This window comes from Pectobacterium zantedeschiae, from assembly GCF_004137795.1.
Taxonomy (GTDB): domain Bacteria; phylum Pseudomonadota; class Gammaproteobacteria; order Enterobacterales; family Enterobacteriaceae; genus Pectobacterium; species Pectobacterium zantedeschiae.
The window spans coordinates 136,014-154,525 of record NZ_NWTM01000003.1 but is presented as its reverse complement, the minus strand read 5'-3'; the positions used below and the strand labels follow the sequence as shown (position 1 = coordinate 154,525).

12 protein-coding genes are annotated in these 18,512 nt (G+C 49.8%); 5 read left to right on the top strand and 7 right to left on the bottom strand.

Annotated elements, in window-relative coordinates:
- The first annotated feature begins 94 nt into the window (after positions 1-94).
- From CLR69_RS17975 to ggt, 3 genes are all read left to right on the top strand, one after another.
- Positions 95-1,009 (top strand): GntR family transcriptional regulator, encoded by a 915-nt coding sequence (locus CLR69_RS17975; protein WP_129707422.1) that lies wholly within the window; start codon positions 95-97, stop codon positions 1,007-1,009.
- Positions 1,010-1,222: 213 nt separating this feature from the next.
- On the top strand, positions 1,223-2,572 hold the full coding sequence (locus CLR69_RS17970; protein WP_129712958.1) for an MFS transporter: 1,350 nt from the start codon (positions 1,223-1,225) through the stop codon (positions 2,570-2,572).
- Positions 2,573-2,835: 263 nt separating this feature from the next.
- Complete coding sequence (gene ggt / locus CLR69_RS17965; RefSeq protein ID WP_129712959.1) at positions 2,836-4,614, top strand: gamma-glutamyltransferase; 1,779 nt, start codon at positions 2,836-2,838, stop codon at positions 4,612-4,614.
- A gap of 116 nt (positions 4,615-4,730) precedes the next feature.
- Here ggt and CLR69_RS17960 read toward each other — a convergent pair whose 3' ends face one another.
- From CLR69_RS17960 to eat, 7 genes are all read right to left on the bottom strand, one after another.
- Positions 4,731-5,060 carry a zinc ABC transporter substrate-binding protein gene (locus CLR69_RS17960; protein ID WP_129712960.1) on the bottom strand — a complete coding sequence of 110 codons (330 nt, stop codon included), beginning with the start codon at positions 5,058-5,060 and terminating at the stop codon, positions 4,731-4,733.
- Positions 5,061-5,134: 74 nt separating this feature from the next.
- Positions 5,135-5,545: a DUF4279 domain-containing protein gene (locus tag CLR69_RS17955; RefSeq protein WP_242451654.1), complete on the bottom strand. Its 411-nt coding sequence runs from the start codon at positions 5,543-5,545 to the stop codon at positions 5,135-5,137.
- A gap of 202 nt (positions 5,546-5,747) precedes the next feature.
- Positions 5,748-6,083 (bottom strand): hypothetical protein, encoded by a 336-nt coding sequence (locus tag CLR69_RS17950; protein WP_129712961.1) that lies wholly within the window; start codon positions 6,081-6,083, stop codon positions 5,748-5,750.
- Positions 6,084-6,157: 74 nt separating this feature from the next.
- The gene (locus CLR69_RS17945) at positions 6,158-11,302 is read right to left on the bottom strand and encodes a DUF637 domain-containing protein (RefSeq protein WP_129712962.1); all 5,145 of its coding nucleotides are present in this window, start codon (positions 11,300-11,302) and stop codon (positions 6,158-6,160) included.
- 34 nt (positions 11,303-11,336) lie between these two features.
- Positions 11,337-13,019, bottom strand: coding sequence for a ShlB/FhaC/HecB family hemolysin secretion/activation protein (locus tag CLR69_RS17940; protein ID WP_129712963.1), 1,683 nt, complete (start codon positions 13,017-13,019; stop codon positions 11,337-11,339).
- A 253-nt stretch (positions 13,020-13,272) separates the two neighbouring features.
- Positions 13,273-14,616, bottom strand: coding sequence for an aspartate aminotransferase family protein (locus tag CLR69_RS17935; protein ID WP_129712964.1), 1,344 nt, complete (start codon positions 14,614-14,616; stop codon positions 13,273-13,275).
- Between the two features lie 33 nt (positions 14,617-14,649).
- On the bottom strand, positions 14,650-16,011 hold the full coding sequence (eat, locus tag CLR69_RS17930) for an ethanolamine permease (protein WP_129712965.1): 1,362 nt from the start codon (positions 16,009-16,011) through the stop codon (positions 14,650-14,652).
- Positions 16,012-16,269: 258 nt separating this feature from the next.
- Between eat and CLR69_RS17925 the strand changes: the two genes are divergently transcribed.
- Positions 16,270-17,277: a phosphotransferase enzyme family protein gene (locus CLR69_RS17925; protein WP_129707676.1), complete on the top strand. Its 1,008-nt coding sequence runs from the start codon at positions 16,270-16,272 to the stop codon at positions 17,275-17,277.
- Between the two features lie 172 nt (positions 17,278-17,449).
- Complete coding sequence (gene qhpR, locus CLR69_RS17920; protein ID WP_129707412.1) at positions 17,450-18,508, top strand: AraC-like transcriptional regulator QhpR; 1,059 nt, start codon at positions 17,450-17,452, stop codon at positions 18,506-18,508.
- Positions 18,509-18,512: the final 4 nt, after the last annotated feature.

Sequence of the window (18,512 nt, the reverse complement as noted above, 5' to 3'; positions counted from 1 at the left end):
AATATTGATGAGAGACAGGAGATGTAAATTGTGAATGCGGGCTCATAAAAATGTTTTAAATCGGTTTTTAATGTGTGCAAAAAGGAGATCTATTATGAGCCGTTCGAAAAACTTACGTCACAATGTCATTAATCAGATTATCGATGATATGGCCCGTGGTCATATTCCCTCGCCTCTGCCGTCGCAAAATGCGCTGGCAGAGATGTATAACATCAGCCGTACGACGGTACGCCATATTTTGGCTCACCTGCGTGATAGCGGCGTGCTCACACAGGTTGGCAGCGACTATGTTATCGTTCGAAAACCTGACCACGACGATGGGTTCACCTGTATTACCGCCCCGATGGCTGAGCAAAACCGCATTTTTGAGCAGGCATTTTTCACCATGATTAACCAGCGTCTGCTACGTGTGGGAGAGACATTTTCGGAGCTACAGCTCGCACGGGATGCGGGTGTTAGCCCGGTCGTCGTACGTGAATATCTTTTAAAATTCGGGCGTTACAATCTGATTCAAAACGAAAAGCGTGGGCAGTGGAGCATGAAAGAGTTCGATCAGGCCTACGCGGAACAGCTGTTTGAATTACGGGAAATGTTGGAGACACATGCTCTGCAACACTTCCTCAATCTGCCGGACGATGACCCCCGTTGGCTACAGGCTAAAACCTTGCTGGAACGCCATCGCATGTTACGTGACAGCATTGGCAACAGTTTTCGCATGTTCTCGCAGCTCGACCGTAGTTTTCATGCACTTTTACTTTCTGCTGCCGAAAATGTCTTTTTCGATCAGTCTCTTGAAATTATTTCCGTGATATTTCACTTCCACTACCAGTGGGATGAAAGCGATCTCAAACAGCGCAATATCATCGCGATTGACGAGCACATGACCATCCTCAGTGCGTTGATCTGCCGAAGCGATCTGGATGCCACGTTGGCACTGCGTAACCATTTGAATTCAGCTAAACAATCGATGATTCGTTCAATTAACCAGACGGTTCGTACGAGCGATTAAAAACCAATTAAAAACCATAAACCATTATCAAGAGCACGGTTTTATCAAAATAAAAACGCCTGAGAAATATCTCTTACCTATGCTCACGAGAAGTCGACTTTATTAATAAAAATCCGTGAGTGGTGATTAAGTATTTCATTGCTTTCCGTTTAAAACAACTTTACTCAACCCTGCGTTGAGTAGAGATAAAATTATAATATCCAGGAGCCAGACGTGGAAAAAAATAATATAACGCTAGACCCGCGTTCTTCGTTTGATACCCGCTCTTCAGCACCGCCAGAGGGAGTAATTCAGCGCAGTAGTCGAATTAAACGTATTCAAACTACAGCAATGATTCTGCTATTTTTTGCTGCGGTGATTAATTATCTCGACCGAAGTTCTCTTTCGGTGGCTAACTTAACTATTCGTCAGGAATTGGGGCTAAGTGCGACAGAAATCGGTGCATTGCTCTCCGTTTTCTCTCTTGCTTATGGGATTGCACAGCTCCCTTGTGGACCGTTGCTGGATCGTAAAGGCCCACGCATTATGCTGGGCCTTGGCATGTTTTTCTGGTCATTGTTTCAGGCGCTATCTGGCATGGTGCACAGCTTCACCCAGTTTGTACTGGTCCGTATTGGCATGGGGATTGGCGAAGCACCGATGAACCCATGTGGCGTGAAGGTGATAAACGACTGGTTTAACATCAAAGAACGCGGCCGCCCGATGGGGTTCTTTAATGCGGCTTCAACTATTGGTGTTGCAATCAGCCCACCCATTCTGGCGGCGATGATGTTGGTCATGGGCTGGCGCGGTATGTTCATTACCATCGGCCTATTTGGTGTTTTACTCGCTATCGGCTGGTATATGTTGTATCGCAACCGTGAGCAGATCGAACTCACTGCTGATGAGCAGGCTTATCTGAACGCGGGCAGTGTGAACGCTCGTCGCGATCCGTTGAGTTTTATTGAATGGCGCAGTCTGTTTCGTAACCGTACGATGTGGGGCATGATGCTGGGCTTTAGCGGCATTAACTATACCGCGTGGTTATATTTGGCCTGGCTGCCCGGTTATCTACAAACGGCTTATAATCTGGATTTAAAAAGCACGGGTCTGATGGCCGCGATTCCTTTCCTGTTTGGTGCCGCTGGGATGCTGGTGAACGGCTATGTCACGGACTGGCTGGTGAAAAGGGGAATGGAACCAATCAAGAGCCGTAAAATCTGTATTATTGCCGGTATGCTGTGCTCTGCGGCTTTTACCTTTGTTGTTCCACAGGCGACAACCTCAATAGAAGCGGTATTACTGATTAGTATGGCGCTGTTCTGCATCCACTTTGCGGGGACATCGTGCTGGGGGCTGATCCATGTTGCCGTTGCGTCGCGTATGACAGCATCGGTCGGCAGTATCCAAAACTTTGCTAGCTTCATTTGTGCATCGTTTGCCCCGATCGTGACCGGCTTTATTGTGGATACCACGCATTCTTTCCGTCTGGCGCTGATCATCTGCGGCTGTGTAACGGTATTGGGTGCTCTGGCCTATATCTTCCTTGTTCGTCAACCGATTAGCGATCCCCGTAAGAATTGATTCTCCGCCGCCCCGCATCTCTGTCCCCTTTCTTCTGCGGGGCGGTTTTTTGTCACCTTGCCTTATGACGGTGCGTATTTATCGTGCGGCGTCGCAAAGATAAGCGGCTATTTTCGCAATTTCTCACGCCTTTCCTACGCTTCTTACTGTTGCTGACGCGTCCGTTAAGCCGCTGCCGTTTGTTGGCGCGGACTTTGCAAGTTTGCTTTGCAAGAGGATAGCGATAAAGCAGTCAGTAAAATCAACGGGATAAAGGGGTCTTCATGAAAATAAAAAACACAACATCGGGAAAGTGGCTGTTGTCACTCAGTATAACGGCGCTGCTGGTGGGGGGAACCGTGCAGGCGGCATCTGCCCCTGCGGTGGAAGCGAAAAACGGTATGGTGGTCAGCTCGCAGTATCTGGCTTCGCAGATTGGCGTCGATATCATGAAGATGGGCGGCAATGCGATTGATGCCGCCGTGGCTGTGGGCTATGCGCAGGCGGTAGTGAATCCCTGCTGTGGCAACATCGGCGGTGGCGGTTTTATGACGCTGCACTTGGCCGATGGGAAAGACACCTTTATCAATTTCCGTGAAACTGCACCGGCAGCAGCCAGCGCCAACATGTATCTGAACGCGGATGGGAGCGTGAAAAAAGACGCGAGCCTGTATGGCTATCTGGCCGCTGGCGTACCGGGAACGGTACTGGGGCTGGATACCGCGCTGCAAAAATACGGCAAATTGACGCGTGAACAGGTGATGGCGCCGGCGATTAAACTGGCACGTGAAGGTTTTGAGCTTACGCGGGCAGATACCGATATTTTGGATACTACGGTAAAACGCTTCAAAGCTGACCCTGAAGCGGCGCGCATTTTCCTGCGTCCTGATGGCAGTCCGTTACAGCCCGGCGATAAGCTGGTGCAAACCGATCTGGCGAATACGCTGGCGGCGATTGCCGCTAAAGGGCCTGATGCTTTCTACAAGGGCACGATCCCGCAGGCAGTGGAGAAGGCGGCAAAGCAGGGCGGTGGCATCCTGACGGCGGCTGATTTTGCCGATTACCGCATTACCGAAACGGCACCAGTCACCTGTAACTATCGCGGTTATCAATTTGTCTCTTCACCACCGCCCAGCTCCGGTGGCATCACGATGTGTGAAATTCTCAATATTGTCGAAGGCTACGACATAAAATCGACGGGCTTTAATTCTGCGGCTACCGTTCATGTGCTGACGGAAGCGATGCGCCACGCTTACATGGATCGCAACACGTATCTCGGCGATCCGGCGTTTGTCAGCAACCCTGTCGAGCGCTTGTTGAGCAAGGATTATGCCGCCGAAATCCGCAAACAAATCGAACCGGAGAACGCGACGCCGTCCAAAAACGTACAACCGGGGATTGGTCCGCACGAGCGACCGGAAACGACGCACTACTCCATCGTGGATAATCAGGGCAATGCGGTGTCTACCACGTATACCGTGAACGGGCGTTTTGGTTCGGTGGTGATTGCGCCGGGAACAGGTTTCTTCCTCAATAACGAAATGGATGACTTTACCGTGAAGGTTGGCGAGAAAAACCTGTACGGACTGGTGCAAGGGGAGCGTAATTCGATCGCCCCCGGTAAGCGCCCACTTTCGTCCATGAGCCCGTCACTGGTGACGAAAGACGGTAAGGTCTTCATGGTACTTGGCTCGCCCGGCGGTTCGCGCATTATCACCATCACCCTGCAAACGGCGCTGAATATTATCGATCACGGTATGGCACCGCAGGAAGCGGTAGATGCACCGCGTATCCATCACCAGTGGCTACCGGATGAGGTGTATTACGAACAGCGTGGGCTGTCTGCCGATACGCTGAACCTGCTGAAGCAGCGCGGCTATAAAATGGTCGAACAAACACCATGGGGTGCAGCGGAGCTGATTCTGGTTGGCTTACCGGGTGCGGCGGGCGTGACGCCTGCGGATTCGGGCAATGACTCTGCGGTATCCGGCAAAGTACGTGAAGGTTACCTGTATGGCGCCAATGATATCCGCCGCCCGGCTGGGGCAGCGATCGGGTATTGATTTGAATGCACGTCAGGAGAAGCGGTTTACTTCCCCCCTACCTATAGATTATTTTTAACTATTCACAACATCCATGAATTAAACTTCATGGATGTTGTCTGAATTACTCTTAATCTCTATTTTGGACCTTCCCACAAGAGCTTAGACTTCATTTCTTGTGGAACCATCTCAAAAAGAGATGATATAAGTTCTTTTTGACCGCTATAAGCTATTGAAATATCATCACTACAGTTTTCAATATAATACCTTGCCTGATTGTTTAGAAAGTAAATGTCGTGATCTTCAAAATCTGGTGTCAAGATAGTGTAAGCCAAATTATGGACAAGTTCCGCCTCATGATAGCATGATAAATCAGATGATTTTTTAGATTTCTGTCTATTCCTGATATAAGGGATAGAGAGTAATAACATTTTTACATATATTTCGTTCTTCTTTAATGTTTTCATAAATAGGATGGCCGATCTATTTTTTAATGTGTGATTTTAAGTAAGGGAATTTATTGTTGATATACGCTATTGTGTTATTTTTCAGGATAAAAATAGATATCAAAAGCACATTCCAGATCTAAATCAGCTAATGCCTTCATCTGCTCTGGCCATAGCACAGGGCCGCTGTGACCGACCGGCGACCACCATACACAGCTAAGTGTCATGTTAACATCAGGTGTATTTTGTAGTTTTTTCAGACCTTCTCGGGAAGCGTCAAGCTTAGCGACAATCCAATCAATATGATCTCTGAGATCTTTTGAAAAAACGAAGTCTTCGGATGACAGAAACCATCCTGATGTTTTTACTTCACGGGTTCGACCTAAACTATTTGTTTTTCTATCACCAATGATATTTTTCTGAGTCGGTTCAATATTGAGGATCGCGCTAACTTCATCAGGGTGCATCTCAGCAGGATAAATCAGCAACTTTGCGCGACACTCCAAACATGTCTCATAGTTAGGGTTTGGTGGTGTGATTTTTTGAATTAACAGTGCTCATGGCAAGTAATCCTCAATGTTACCAATTATTTTATCCACTTTATATATAAGTTCCATTGTCTAATATTTGCCCATGAAAGTCATGCTAAAGATAATGTATTCAATTTTAGAGTGGCGGCCTGGAAAGGGCCGCTTTGTCTGCTTTATTTTAAACTATCTTTGGTCCTTCCCATTCAAGTTTTTCTCTCAAATCATCTGGAATAATTGAGAAAAGGTCCGAAAAACTCTTTAAATGATCGTTATAAAGCATACTGATTTTTGAGTTGCAATTCTCATAGTAATATCGACAGTGGTAATTTAAGAAACGTATGTCATCATCTTTAAATTCTTCATGAGACAACAAAGAATAGAATCCATGAATCAACTGTGTCTCATACACTGCAGAACGATCTCTCATCCTGTGAATGAAACTGGATGATGCAATCATACGCAAATGAGGTAATGTCACTTGTAATATATCAATATATATTTCGTTTTTTTTCATTATTCCTCCATCTTAATATTATTAACTAGTTGAGTGATAGCCACAACTAAAGGTAGTGGCTATCGATAAAGTGATTATTTTTTCCTTACAGGTAAAGAGTACACATCACTTGTATATTTTTCAGTATAAGTCCATTTCCCATTTTTTATCAAATTTTCAATATATAGAGAGTTTCCTGTCTCTTGGTACAATTCCTTGGCGGCCACCATTCGATGATTACCTTCGAGAAGGTAATACTTCCCGTTCTTATCAACATAGCCACCTACTCTATTTTCCATATTCGAGAAATTAAATGAATTATTTTTCATTTGATTTTTTAAAGTATCAACATAAGCGGGGTCTTTTAAACCAACCTGTGCACTTTTTATATTAGCTAAAGCGCCTTTCTGTGAAAGAATCCCCACTTCAGTAAGATATTTTCCAATAGCGGGGCCGGCAAACTTAGCCACTCCCCAGCCAGCGCCCAATAAGACAGCTTCAGTTACTGCCTCTTTTCCCCATAATTTTAGCGCACAGCCTGTACCCACATTCCAGCCACATGTATCAAACCGATCATACGCATTTTCTCCCATCTGCTGATATTGTCCGGCAATGTCGAAACCAATCTGCAAACCTAGTTCCCTAAATCCGCTCGCCTCAGATATCCCTGACAACATCTCATTGATGCAGTCACCGTTTCCTGCAACTCTGCAGCTTTCGAACTTATTCTCATTCTGTGCTGACAGCCGTGTTATTTCTTTGCGGATATCGACTTCACATTCACCGTTTCCTTTACAGTCAGCCAATTTTTTCGCCATTCTGGCGGGTTCATCATGCATAAGAAAGTTATATAGCAGGACACTTTCGGCAGCATTGGCTCCGCTATTAACACCACTGGCTTTGCCGGTAATAGCGGCTCCCGCCAAAGCACCAATAATTCTGCCAGTAGAGGTTATCTGTATTTCTCTTAAGGCTGGATCAACGAAAGTGTTGCCTAAACTGATTGCCGCTAGCTCTGCGGCCAACGCACCGGCCGCAGCCCCTTTAGCATTGCCCCCTCCGATTTCTGCTGCAACACCCGCAATAACCGCATGGCTGATTACTCGTCTAGGGTCATCTATCGGCAAGCCGAGGACTTCTCCCTTATCCCCAATAAATTTTGCCCCTTCAGCATTGATCTGACTGCCGATATTACTCAAGAGTGCTGTAGTGAAATTATCTTTGAAGCTACCGCCGTTAATTGCGGTTCCGATGCTGGAGTTGATCACTGATTGCCCGGCGACACGCTGCGCGACCTTGCTCCAGTCCCCGTTGCTGAGCATGGGTAGCTTAGCCTTAGCGGGGTCGATGACGGTTGTGCCGTTAGTTGCCTGGCTAAATTGCATGACTTCATCGAAGCCTGCTAATGCGCCGCCGATTACCATTGAGGTAACCAGAGATTTAACAGAATCGCTGCTGCTCATGGCCTGGAACGTTTTGGACAGATTGCCTTTGTTATCCACTAGCGCGACTGCCGCCTGCGAGGTCAGCGCTGTCATGCCTGAATAAGCTGCACCGTTTACTACAGCGATTGTTGTCGCGCTGGCTCCAGTTCCCACAGCACCAGCAGCCAACTGACCCGCTGCTGCTGCCAGTCCTGTGCCTGCGGTTACCGCCGCAACAGCGATTGCAATTACTGCACCTACAACGGGGTTCAGGCTTTGTGTGGTATGGTTCCAGGTGCTATAGGCATCTTGTACTGTGCTCCATTGCACATCGGTGCGGCTGTTTAAATCCTTAAGCCAGGCAGTGCCGGGGTTATTACTTAACACCAAAAGAGCATTTTGCAGGGACTGTGCATTCTGGTTTTTTGCATCAGCGGTAATGCCAGTCGCGGCATCAATAGTCAGTTGGCCGCCAGAGTAGATGCTTGGAAGCAACCAGGTGTCTTTGGTATAGCCCTTGTCATTGCTCTTGATGAAGAACCCTTTTGAGGTGGTGATCGTCTGCTCGAATGCGGTGTCTTTGACCGCCTTGAAGTTAATGCTTCCTTGTGTGCTGGTCAGCTTGGCATTCTTGCCCGCGTTGATTTTGCTGGCTTCATAGGTGCTGTCATCACGGCTGAGCAGATTGATATCACCGTCTGCGGTGAATTCTGTCACTTTGTTCGTGACATTGTGGCTGGTTTGCCGAATGGTGGTTTTCTTTCCGTACCATTTGCGTGTGGTGGTGGTTTTTTCGTAATGGCTACTTTCTTCCGCCGCTTGCGCATAGAGGAAACCACCTTTGGCTGCGGCATCTAATGCACCTTTAGCGATAAGCTGGGTCGCCTGGAAGAGAATGCTGCCATTGGATAACAGAGTGAGTATTCCTCCGCTGTTCAAGACGGCATTTTTTTGCGTAACGGACTCACTATATTCGTTGGTTCCCTCTCGATAGACATGATTAGCCACGGCGTTAAATTCCATTTTTCCGCCGGAACTTAATGTCATATCACCACCGGAAGAGAAATCGGTTCCGGTGGCAATAAGAGTGCCATTCGCCGAGATCGTTAATTCTTTATCGGTATGAAGTGAGGCTACAGATTGGCGATCATCTTTATTGTTATCATTTAAATCATCAATGAATGAGTATGCTAATGCGGGAAGAGTGAAATCGCGCCCAGCGGCTAATGTAGCTCTTCCTTTACTGTTTATTTTCATTCCTTGAGCTTCGATATCCCGTCCTGCGCTAATTTGTAGGTTATTGCCGCTATATAGTTGACTGACGCTCTCTGGGGCACGACTTGGTAGAAAGTCGAGATCATATCCTTTTGTTTTACTCTTCGGGTTGATTATTACATCCAAAGCACCGCTGAGGCTGATATCTTTTCCAGCATTAAGGCGTTTTCCTTGCAACAGAAGAGTGCCGCCAGCATTCATTAAAATATCGTTTGTGGCGTTAACTTCGCTGGTTCTTAGTAAGGCATCGTTGTAAAGAGGCTGACGTTCCTCCGAAGATGGAGAAAGATCTGGCGATTGTTGTAATAAATTTTCAGAGTGGATGAATAATATATCTTTATTCGCTGTAATGGCTATATTTTTGCTTTGTGTTATCTCTATGTCAGATAGATGTATATTACCACCTGAGTTAATTTCTAGATTATCAGAAGCAGAGAGTTTGGAGAATTTTTGACGTTTTTTTTGCGTATAATAAAGCCCTGTTAAATAATTTTCATCTTTGGGCTGACTGTGTATCGTAATGTCACCCGTACGGCTTGTGAGCATAGCGTTTTGACTGATGAAACTCCCCTGGAAAGCAGAAATATTATTACCCGCTATGGCTGATAAATTTTTTTCAGCCTGAAGTTTTGCATCGGAGATAGAAATGTTTTCTTCTGCTATCGCCGTTATGTTTCCTGTTGCTTGTAACGTATCGTTGATGAAAATGTTCTTTCCATTTAGGACGATATTTTTTGCGGTAATAGCTGGCTGAGATGTAATAGTGAAAACTGTATCTGGGGTTTTGATATCGTAAGGTGCTTTTTTATCAAAGCTTAATGTGTCTATGAAATCAACAACCAGATCACTTCCAGCCGTAATGTGAGAAGATAATGGTAGGCTCTCACGCCAGTTGTAAAAAGACTCCATTTTTTTCATCCATGATGGATCTTTTCTATTCGGCTCAAAAAAGTTTGGCATAGGAATTGGGTTTAGCAAGTTTTCTCCACCGTCAAAAATATATTCGGAATCAATATCCATGATGCCTAATTGATAACTGACAGATGTGAATCTTTCTCCGGTTAGGACGGCACTTTTTGATGCAGATAGTTGGCTGGCATCATTATGTAGCTGTGCGGCATTAATATAAATATTACTACCGGATAAGATAATAGCTTCGGGGCTGTTATTAGAAACTTCATACTGTATTTTCCCCTCATTTATGGCGAGTACATCATTATAATCAATCGCATCACCAAACCACTTTTTGTTTTCTTCTCCTTTGAAGTATGGTTTGTAGGCTGTATCAATGCTTTCTTCTGCGGATTTTATGGACGTAGAGGTTGGAACCATCTCTTCGCGCTTTATCGTAAGTTTATCTCGCACATTATCCAATTGTTCAGTCCGAATCACCAAATCCCCGGTATTGGTTTTAATCGTCCCCGAACGGTTTTCGACCTTAACGCCTTTTTTCCCTGCCGCGTCTTTTTGAATCCACAGGTTGTTGTTGGCCTCAATAGTGGCCTGCGTGTTGGTCAGGCTATCGTTGAACAGGCGCATATCTTCGCCCGCGATGATATTCCCTCGGTTATTTAATACGGTACTGGCAAGCGTGATATCTCGGTCGCTTTTCACCGTATTGCCAGCAGCAATATCGACCTGCTGTGCGGTCAGATTAAGGTCGGTTTTCGCGTGCACATTACCGAGCTGGATTTTACCTTTGCTGTCCAGCGTAATGCCTTGCTGAGAGCTCGTTAGGTTGGCGACATTAGCGCCGACGCCATCTTCGGTTGCCACGAGCCGGATGCGTTCTGCATACATGCCGCCGAGCGCTTTGGTATCGACTGCCAGCAGTGGTTTTGTGTCCTCTCCGGCGATAGGGGCGATGGTGCCGGTTTTGAAATCCACCCGATTGCTGCCTTGAGTCAGCGTCAGGCTTTTTGCGTTGATTTTGCCGTTCAGTTCGGTTGCTCGGCTGAGGATATCGACATAATCCGTTGCTGAACCGTCCAGGCCTTTCCCACCAATGGTGATGCTGCCTTTTTTCACTTCCAACGTTTCAAGTGCGCCTTGCTGATCCAACACTGGTTTACCGGTTGTCAACGTGGCTGAAGGTGTGTTGATGAACCCACATCCGTCACAGGTGATGCCATTCGGGTTGGCAATCAATACGTTGGCTTTACTCCCGAAGACTTCGACCTTTCCTTGCAGGTCTGAACGGGTTGAGCCCGTCACTTCGTTGATAATCAGCTCTGCCGCTTTGCCATTGAGGTTAGCGTTAGCGTTTACCTGTCCGGCCAGCTGCGATTGGCCTGCGGCAATGCTGTTGTTTAGCACAGCACCGGGTGTCCCGACGCTGAAATCTTGATAGGTGTTGTGAGAAACGCCCGCTGCGTTCGGCGTGGCGATATTGATGACCGGGACGGCACCCGCGTTGTTGACCTGCGTGCGGGGGCCGTCTGGCGTGAGTGCCGCGAACGCAGGGTGTAACGGCTGAATCGCAGTGAGATAGATCAGCACATAGCTAAGCCCGCGAGTGGCGCGGTTATTGAATTTTTCCATGTGACTTTCCTTATTTTTACAATTAATCAATTGCTTAATCAAAAATCGCTGTAACGGGGAGGGAGACTTGCCAGTAAACGACGGCGTTGTCAGGATGGAGATCGTCCGGGAAGTACAGCGGTACGCCGAGCGATACTGATTGGCTTACCCAACGTGAAGATGCAGACAGGCCGACGGAAGCACCGGTCATATTGCCGCCATCAACTTTGCCGGTTTTCCCCGTAATCCACCCGCTATCCAGCGCGGTGGTTAATGCGATATCTCCCAAAAACGGCAGGGTGGTGAATTGCCAGTTCACTTCATTACGCCAGTAGAAACCCCGGTTGCCAGTTAGCGTTTGTTCCTTAAAGCCTCGGACGGAATACTCGCCGCCGAGTGAGACGCGTTCGCTGGTATACAGGTTGTCCGGCGTGGTTTGGCCGTAAAGGGATGTCAGGAAGTACAGCGAAGGTGCAAGCGGATAGAAATAGCTGCTGCTGACACTAAATTTGCGGAACTCGCTGCGTGGCAGGCCACTGCTCTCTTTTACGTCACCCGTCGCGCCCCAGCTCCGCAGGCCGTGGCTTAACATTGGGTTGAGCGTAAAATATCCGCCCGCCAGCGTGGTGCTATAGCTGAGCCCAAGGCTAGCGCTACTGACCGTAGGGCTGCTAACTTCAAGGCGCTCACCCGCCATCCGGTTCTCGGTGCGTCGACGAGAGAGCGCGCCATCCAGCGCCAGCTTCTGCTTCCCATCTCGATAGAGCGTTCTGTTAAGGCTGAGCCGATGAGTATTACTTTGCCCTTCATAGCGATATGCGCTGCTGCCGATCGGGATCGGTTGGAAAAAGTCATTCCAGGCGTATTGATAGCCGAGCGTCCAGTAGCCATATGGCAAAGACATCCCGCCCGATAAGGCTTTGCTTCCGTAACTATGGCTGAATGCGTTATCGCGGCTGGCTGTGAGCCACCAGCGATCGGCGAGTCGCAATGGGTTATCGAGCGTGAGATGGGTAGAAAGCTGTTCGCGGCCCGTGCTTTTTTGTCCGCTGTTGTCAGTGCTAATTGATAGGGTTACAGGACGGGCTTGAGTGGTGCGCTTGAGATAAACAATCGAACTTCCGGCTTGTTTTCCTGGCTGAATATCAATCGCAACCTGCTGTGAAGGCAGGCGATTTAGCTGTTCCATCCCTTGTTCGATGTCGCGCAGATTAAGAATACGTCCTTCCAGCCCCGGGAAGGCCATTTTGATTGCGAGTGGCGTTTCCCCTTCCATGCGAATGGCTTCTATCTTTCCCTCGCTGACGCTGATGATGAGCGTGCCGCCGGAGAGGTCTTGTTCCTGTAAATAGGCCTGACTGGTGACAAAGCCACGATTGAGGTAGGCGTTGGTGGTTTCCCTCACGGCGTTATGGACTGTGGCTAAATCAAGGCAGCGGCTTTGGTAGCGTTGCTGAATGGCCGTGCGATCTTTCGCTGGGAGCGACGCTGCATCATGAAAGACAATCTTTTGGATGGGGAAACAGACGGCATCTTTTGTGGTTGGTGCTGTGACTGTCGGTATCGTTAAGGTGGTGCTGTTTTCCAGCGATAAACGCTGCTGTTTGGCCTGTTCCAGTAATGACTTTTGTTGGAATTCCAGCGCATCACGATCCGTTGGACTGATGGCGGTGGCGGCAAAGGTTGAGCTACTGAGACTCAAAAGAATAAGACTTATAAAATAAAAATACTTACACAAAACAAGATAAATCCTTACGATAAGTTACATTTTTTACTTATATACACAAAATCCTTATTCCGTGGCTAGGTAAAATCGGTGTCGAATAAAAATTCGACAGAATAAGTTGAGAAATTCTTTAAACGATAATAAAAACGATACTCATTATCGTTTTTATGTGGATGGGTGGGTGACTATATCGTAAAAAAGGGTAATTTTGATATTTATCATTGGGTTTCCGCTGTGATGGAAACCCAATGAAAGGAGATCGAAATCAGCCGTGGGTTAGTGCCCCCATACAGTCATCCAGCGCGCCGACCAGCCAGTCGATGTCCTGAGTCTGGAATGCCAGCGGCGGACGCAGTTTCAGCACGTTGCCGTAAGGCCCCGCGACTGATGTTAGAACACCGCGGTCGCGTAGCGCTTCCGTCAGATTTAGTGCCAGCGTTTTATCCGGCGTTTTGCTTTCTCTGTCGCTCACCAACTCAAATCCGATGAATAATCCTGCACCGCGCACGTTGCCTACACTGGCGTATTTGTCTTGCAGAGTGGCCAGTTCCGCCAGCAGCTGTGCGCCGACGACGCGACTGTGTTCCTGAAGTTGTTCATCGTGGATCACCTTCAGCACCGCCTGTGCTGCGGCCATCGCCACTGGATTCCCGCCGAACGTGTTGAAGTAGGGGATCTGATCGCTGAAGGCGGCGAGCACATCACTTTTCGCCAGCAGCCCGGAAACCGGGATGCCGTTGCCCATCGGTTTTCCGGTGGTGATGATATCCGGCACCACGTCATGCCGTGCGAAGCCCCAGAAGGCGTCGCCAGTGCGTGCAAAACCGGGCTGGACTTCATCAGCGATGAAAATACCGCCATTGCGGTGAACCACATCAACCACAGGACGCAAAAAGCCGCGCGGATTGGGGTGTACGCCATCGGAAGAAAAGATGGAATCCGCGAGAAACGCGGCGAACTTGATGCCGTGCGCCGCCATGTCGTCGATCTGTTTCTGGATTTCATTGGCAAACCACACGCCCAAGTCCGGCGTATTAACGCGGTAGGCGTCCGGCGGCGGCACCAGTCGGGTCGTTGCTGCCAGCGGTTGACCGCTGCCTAACGCTGGCGAGGCGCCGGAGGTCAGCTCGCTGGTGCCGTGGTAGGCTTCGCGTGTTACGATCACACCCGTGCCGCCGCTCCAGGCGCGAGCCACGCGGATTGCCAAATCGTTAGCTTCTGAACCGGTGCACATATACATAGCGCGGTTAATCGCTTCGGGTGCTGTGGCGAGTAGCTGCTCCGAATAGTCCAGAATACGCTCATGCAGATAGCGCGTGTGGGTATTGAGCATCGTCATCTGTTGGTGTACGGCTTCTATCACCGCAGGGTGGCAGTGGCCGATGCTGGCGACATTGTTATACACATCGAGGTATTTCTTGCCGTCGGCATCCCACAGGTATTGTCCTTCACCGCGCACCAGATGAACGGGTTTGCGGTAAAACAGCCGATAGGATTCGCCCAATACCTTGCTGCGTTTATCGGTCAGCATACGGATATCCGTGCTCAGCGCGTCGGCATGCTCGGCGCGGAAACTGTTGGTATCCATGATGGTTGAACGTGTTGCCATAATCACTCCCGTTATAAAATGTGCGCCTCAGTATTAGTTGGCATCGGCGACAAGCGGCTCAAGCAGATGTTCCCGTCGTGCTTTGGTGGTCAGGAAATAGAGGTAGCCGAGCAGCATAAAGGTGCAGAACAGCCCACCAATCACCGGGTTAAACCAGAGCATCGCAATCAGGCAGATGATGGCGCAGACGAGTGCGAATGCGGGGATGATGGGGTAACCGGGCGCACGATAGCTGCGTGCCATATTGGGTGCGCTGCGGCGTAGGCGAAACAGACTTAACATGCTCATGATGTACATGACGATCGCACCAAAAACCGCCATGGTAATCATCGCTGCCGTCAGGTTCATGCCTTGTAAGTTAATCCCGTCGCAAAAGATGGCTGCAATCCCGATTGCACCACCAGCCAGAATCGCGCGGTGTGGCGTGTGGAAACGGGACAGTTTGGCAAGCCCCGGTGGGAGATAGCCTGCGCGCGCCAGTGCGAAGAACTGACGGGAGTAGCCCAGAATAATACCGTGGAAGCTGGCGATAAGACCGAACAGACCAATCCACACCAGCATGTGCATCCAGTTGGAGTTTTCCCCGACGATGAGCTTCATGGCCTGTGGTAGGGGATCGTTAAGGTCGGAGAGCTGACGCCAGTCGCCCACACCGCCAGCCATCAGCATCACGCCAAGCGCCAGCACCACCAGCGTCAGGATGCCGCTCACGTAGGCACGTGGGATGGTTCGCTTCGGATCTTTCGCCTCCTCGGCTGCCATTGCCGCACCTTCGATAGCGAGGAAGAACCAGATAGCGAACGGAATTGCCGCAAACATGCCTGAAATGGCACTTGGCGAAAACTCATTCTGCCCAGCCCAGCCGTGCGCCACGAAATTACTCAGGCTGAAACCTGGCGCGACTACACCCATAAACACCAAAAGCTCCATGACGGCCAGCAACGTGACCACCAGCTCAAACATCGCTGCCAGCTTCACGCCAAGAATGTTTAGGCTCATGAAGATAAGGTATGCGCCAACGGCGGCGAATTTGGGATTTAGCTCAGGGTATTGCACGTTCAGATAGGCACCAATTGCCATCGAAATAGCGGGCGGTGCAAAAACAAACTCAATTAGCGTGGCCATACCGGCAATCAGGCCACCCAAATCGCCGAACGCCAGTCGGCTATAGGCAAAAGGGCCGCCGGCATGTGGGATCGCCGTCGTGAGTTCGGTAAAGCTAAAAATAAAACAGGTGTACATGGCGGCGATGAACAGCGTGGTGACTAAAAATCCCAACGTGCCAGCGACGCCCCAGCCGTAGCTCCAGCCAAAATACTCACCAGAAATTACCAGTCCTACCGCGATACCCCACAAATGCAGGGCGCCCAGCGTGGGCTTTAATTTGCTCGTCATCACATTATCCCCGTCAGTCTGCTCATGGTTATTTAGGGCCAGTACGGCAACCCCTGTTGGCTTGTGTAGCGATAATGCCCACGCTTGTCGGTGGAAAACTTGACGCGGGCGTATCGAATGCTGCGCGCTGAAGTCAACTTTTACGGTGGGTATCGCGCGTACGCCATCTGGGGTCAAACATGGGTTCTGGTGCGTCAAGTTTCTCTGTACGACACACGCCATGCTGAACGCTCGTTGACTCGCGTCGGAGTGGGAACCATGAGTGCTAAACAATATGACACCTTAAATAATGCGGAAATTACCTCACTGGCGCACCGGGCGCTTGCCTGCTATCCGGCAGCGTTGCAAGGGGAAGTACGGCTGCTGTGCCGCTCGGAAAATGCGACGTTTCTTGTTACGTCAGCGGGTAAACGCTACGCGTTGCGGCTACATCGCAGTCACTATCACCAGAAATCGGAGATTGAAAGTGAGCTGCTGTGGTTGGATGCGCTACGTGAGACGGGAATTCTGGTTCCAGAAGCGATACGTGATGCGAGCGGGGAGCGAGTGCAGTCGCTGGATTTATCGGATGGTTCCTGTCGCTACGCTGTGCTGTTTCACTGGATTGACGGCGAGATGCCGACCACCAGCATTGATCCGCGAGCGTTCCGGCAACTGGGCGAGATTACCGCCCACCTGCATCAGCATAGCCGCCAGTGGCAAAAACCTGACGGCTTCCAGCGGATTGTCTGGGATCATCATACGATGGTGAGTGCGCAGAGCCACTGGGGGAGTTGGCGTGACGCGCCTAATCTATCGCGTAGCGAACACGGTATTGTCGAGGCGGCTGTCGAGCGCATGGGGGCAGAAATGGCGGAATTTGGCAAAGCGCCGCACCGCTATGGGTTGATTCATGCCGACCTGCGCCTGACCAACCTGCTTCTGCATCGCGGCGAAACGCGAGTCATCGATTTTGATGACTGCGGTATGGGCTGGTATCTGCACGATCTGGCGGCGGCGATTAGCTTTGTGGAGCATCATCCACGCGCAGCCGAATGGGTTGAAAACTGGCTATGTGGCTATGAACGTGTGGCCCACGTCAGTGATGAAGAATTGGCGCTGCTGCCGACGCTGCTGATTCAACGGCGTATCCAGCTTACCGCGTGGGTAGGGTCACATGCGGAAACGGAGATGGCGCAGAGTCTTGGGCCCGACTGGGCGAGCCACAGTGTTCGCCTGTGTCGACGTTATTTGGAAACCCGCGACCTGCCGCTTGGAGTGGCCTGAATGCACCACGGGTGGGCAGCTTGCGCTATGGTAATGCCTGTTCGCCCGGCGTGCTGTTTTTAACCCATTGATTTCACGTCATTACGGACTGGTACGAAACTTGCTGGTATTAAGCTTGCTGATCGTTTCATGGCCCGTTGGCGGGCCGTGTGATACGGCGAGGTGAAAGGCAATGGAAAACGTGACGTACTCTTCGGCGCTGAATGCGGCGTTCTCCCGCAACTGTGGCGTGTTGGCAGCGGCAGCAAGCGGGCTTGGCGACTTTATTCATGATAACGGTGGTGATGCCGATCGTATCTTCGGCATCAGCGGCGTCGATCCTGAGCTGCTCGCCAGCCCAACGCTCAGTCTGGGGCTGGTGAATTATTGCCGTGTGATGGAGGAAGCGGCACGTAATTCGGGCGTTGATAATTTCGGTTTACGCTACGGCAAGCAGTTTAAACCGCAGTCATTAGGCCTGATCGGCTATATCGGTTTATGTTCGGATACGCTGGAGCAGGCGCTGCACAATGTGGTGAAGGCATTTCCCTGTCATCAACATGACACGCTGACGCGCATGGTCGATAAAGGTGACTGCTGGCGGTTGGATTATCAGGTCCGACACGGTGCCATCCTACATCGCCGCCAGGATGCTGAGCTGACGCTGGGTATGCTGCTCAACCTGATTCGCCATGTATTGGGTAAGCACTGGGCACCACGCGAAGTGCATTTTGAGCATCCACGTCCTGAAATGTGGCATGAGCACTGTAAGGTGTTCGATGCGCCTGTTTACTTCGACCAACCCTATAACTCTCTGCTTATTCCCAAACACCAACTGACCCGCACTATGCCGGATCGTGATATGACGCTGCTGTTGGTGATGCAGGATGCCATTCGCCGCCTGAATGAAACGTCGCCACAGCAAAGTATTGTCGATCAGGTGCGCACGCAGGTTCATCTGTTATTGATGCAGAAAGAGCCGACGCTGGAAGAGGTGGCAGAAAAAGTCGGTTTGTCGAGCTGGTCGCTCCAGCGCCGCCTGCGGGAAGAGGGGCTTAGTTTTTCACTATTGGTAGACAAGTTGCGCTGTGAAATGGCGACGCACTACTTGCAACAAAAACAACTGCCGATTTCGGAAATGGCGCTGCTGCTCGGCTATTCCGAGGTGAGCGCCTTTTCCCGCGCATTCCGTCGCTGGTTTGGCATCAGCCCGCGCCAGTGGCGCAAAGACGAAGCTCTCAATCTTTCCTGATATC

Bases quoted from the DNA above. Each gene is read 5' to 3' on its own strand.
- CLR69_RS17945 (WP_129712962.1), bottom strand. From the start codon at position 11,302: ATGGAAAAATTCAATAACCGCGCCACTCGCGGGCTTAGCTATGTGCTG.
- CLR69_RS17950 (WP_129712961.1), bottom strand. From the start codon at position 6,083: ATGAAAAAAAACGAAATATATATTGATATATTACAAGTGACATTACCT.
- qhpR (WP_129707412.1), top strand. From the start codon at position 17,450: ATGGAAAACGTGACGTACTCTTCGGCGCTGAATGCGGCGTTCTCCCGC.
- CLR69_RS17975 (WP_129707422.1), top strand. From the start codon at position 95: ATGAGCCGTTCGAAAAACTTACGTCACAATGTCATTAATCAGATTATC.
- eat (WP_129712965.1), bottom strand. From the start codon at position 16,011: ATGACGAGCAAATTAAAGCCCACGCTGGGCGCCCTGCATTTGTGGGGT.
- CLR69_RS17960 (WP_129712960.1), bottom strand. From the start codon at position 5,060: ATGAAAACATTAAAGAAGAACGAAATATATGTAAAAATGTTATTACTC.
- CLR69_RS17925 (WP_129707676.1), top strand. From the start codon at position 16,270: ATGAGTGCTAAACAATATGACACCTTAAATAATGCGGAAATTACCTCA.
- CLR69_RS17935 (WP_129712964.1), bottom strand. From the start codon at position 14,616: ATGGCAACACGTTCAACCATCATGGATACCAACAGTTTCCGCGCCGAG.
- ggt (WP_129712959.1), top strand. From the start codon at position 2,836: ATGAAAATAAAAAACACAACATCGGGAAAGTGGCTGTTGTCACTCAGT.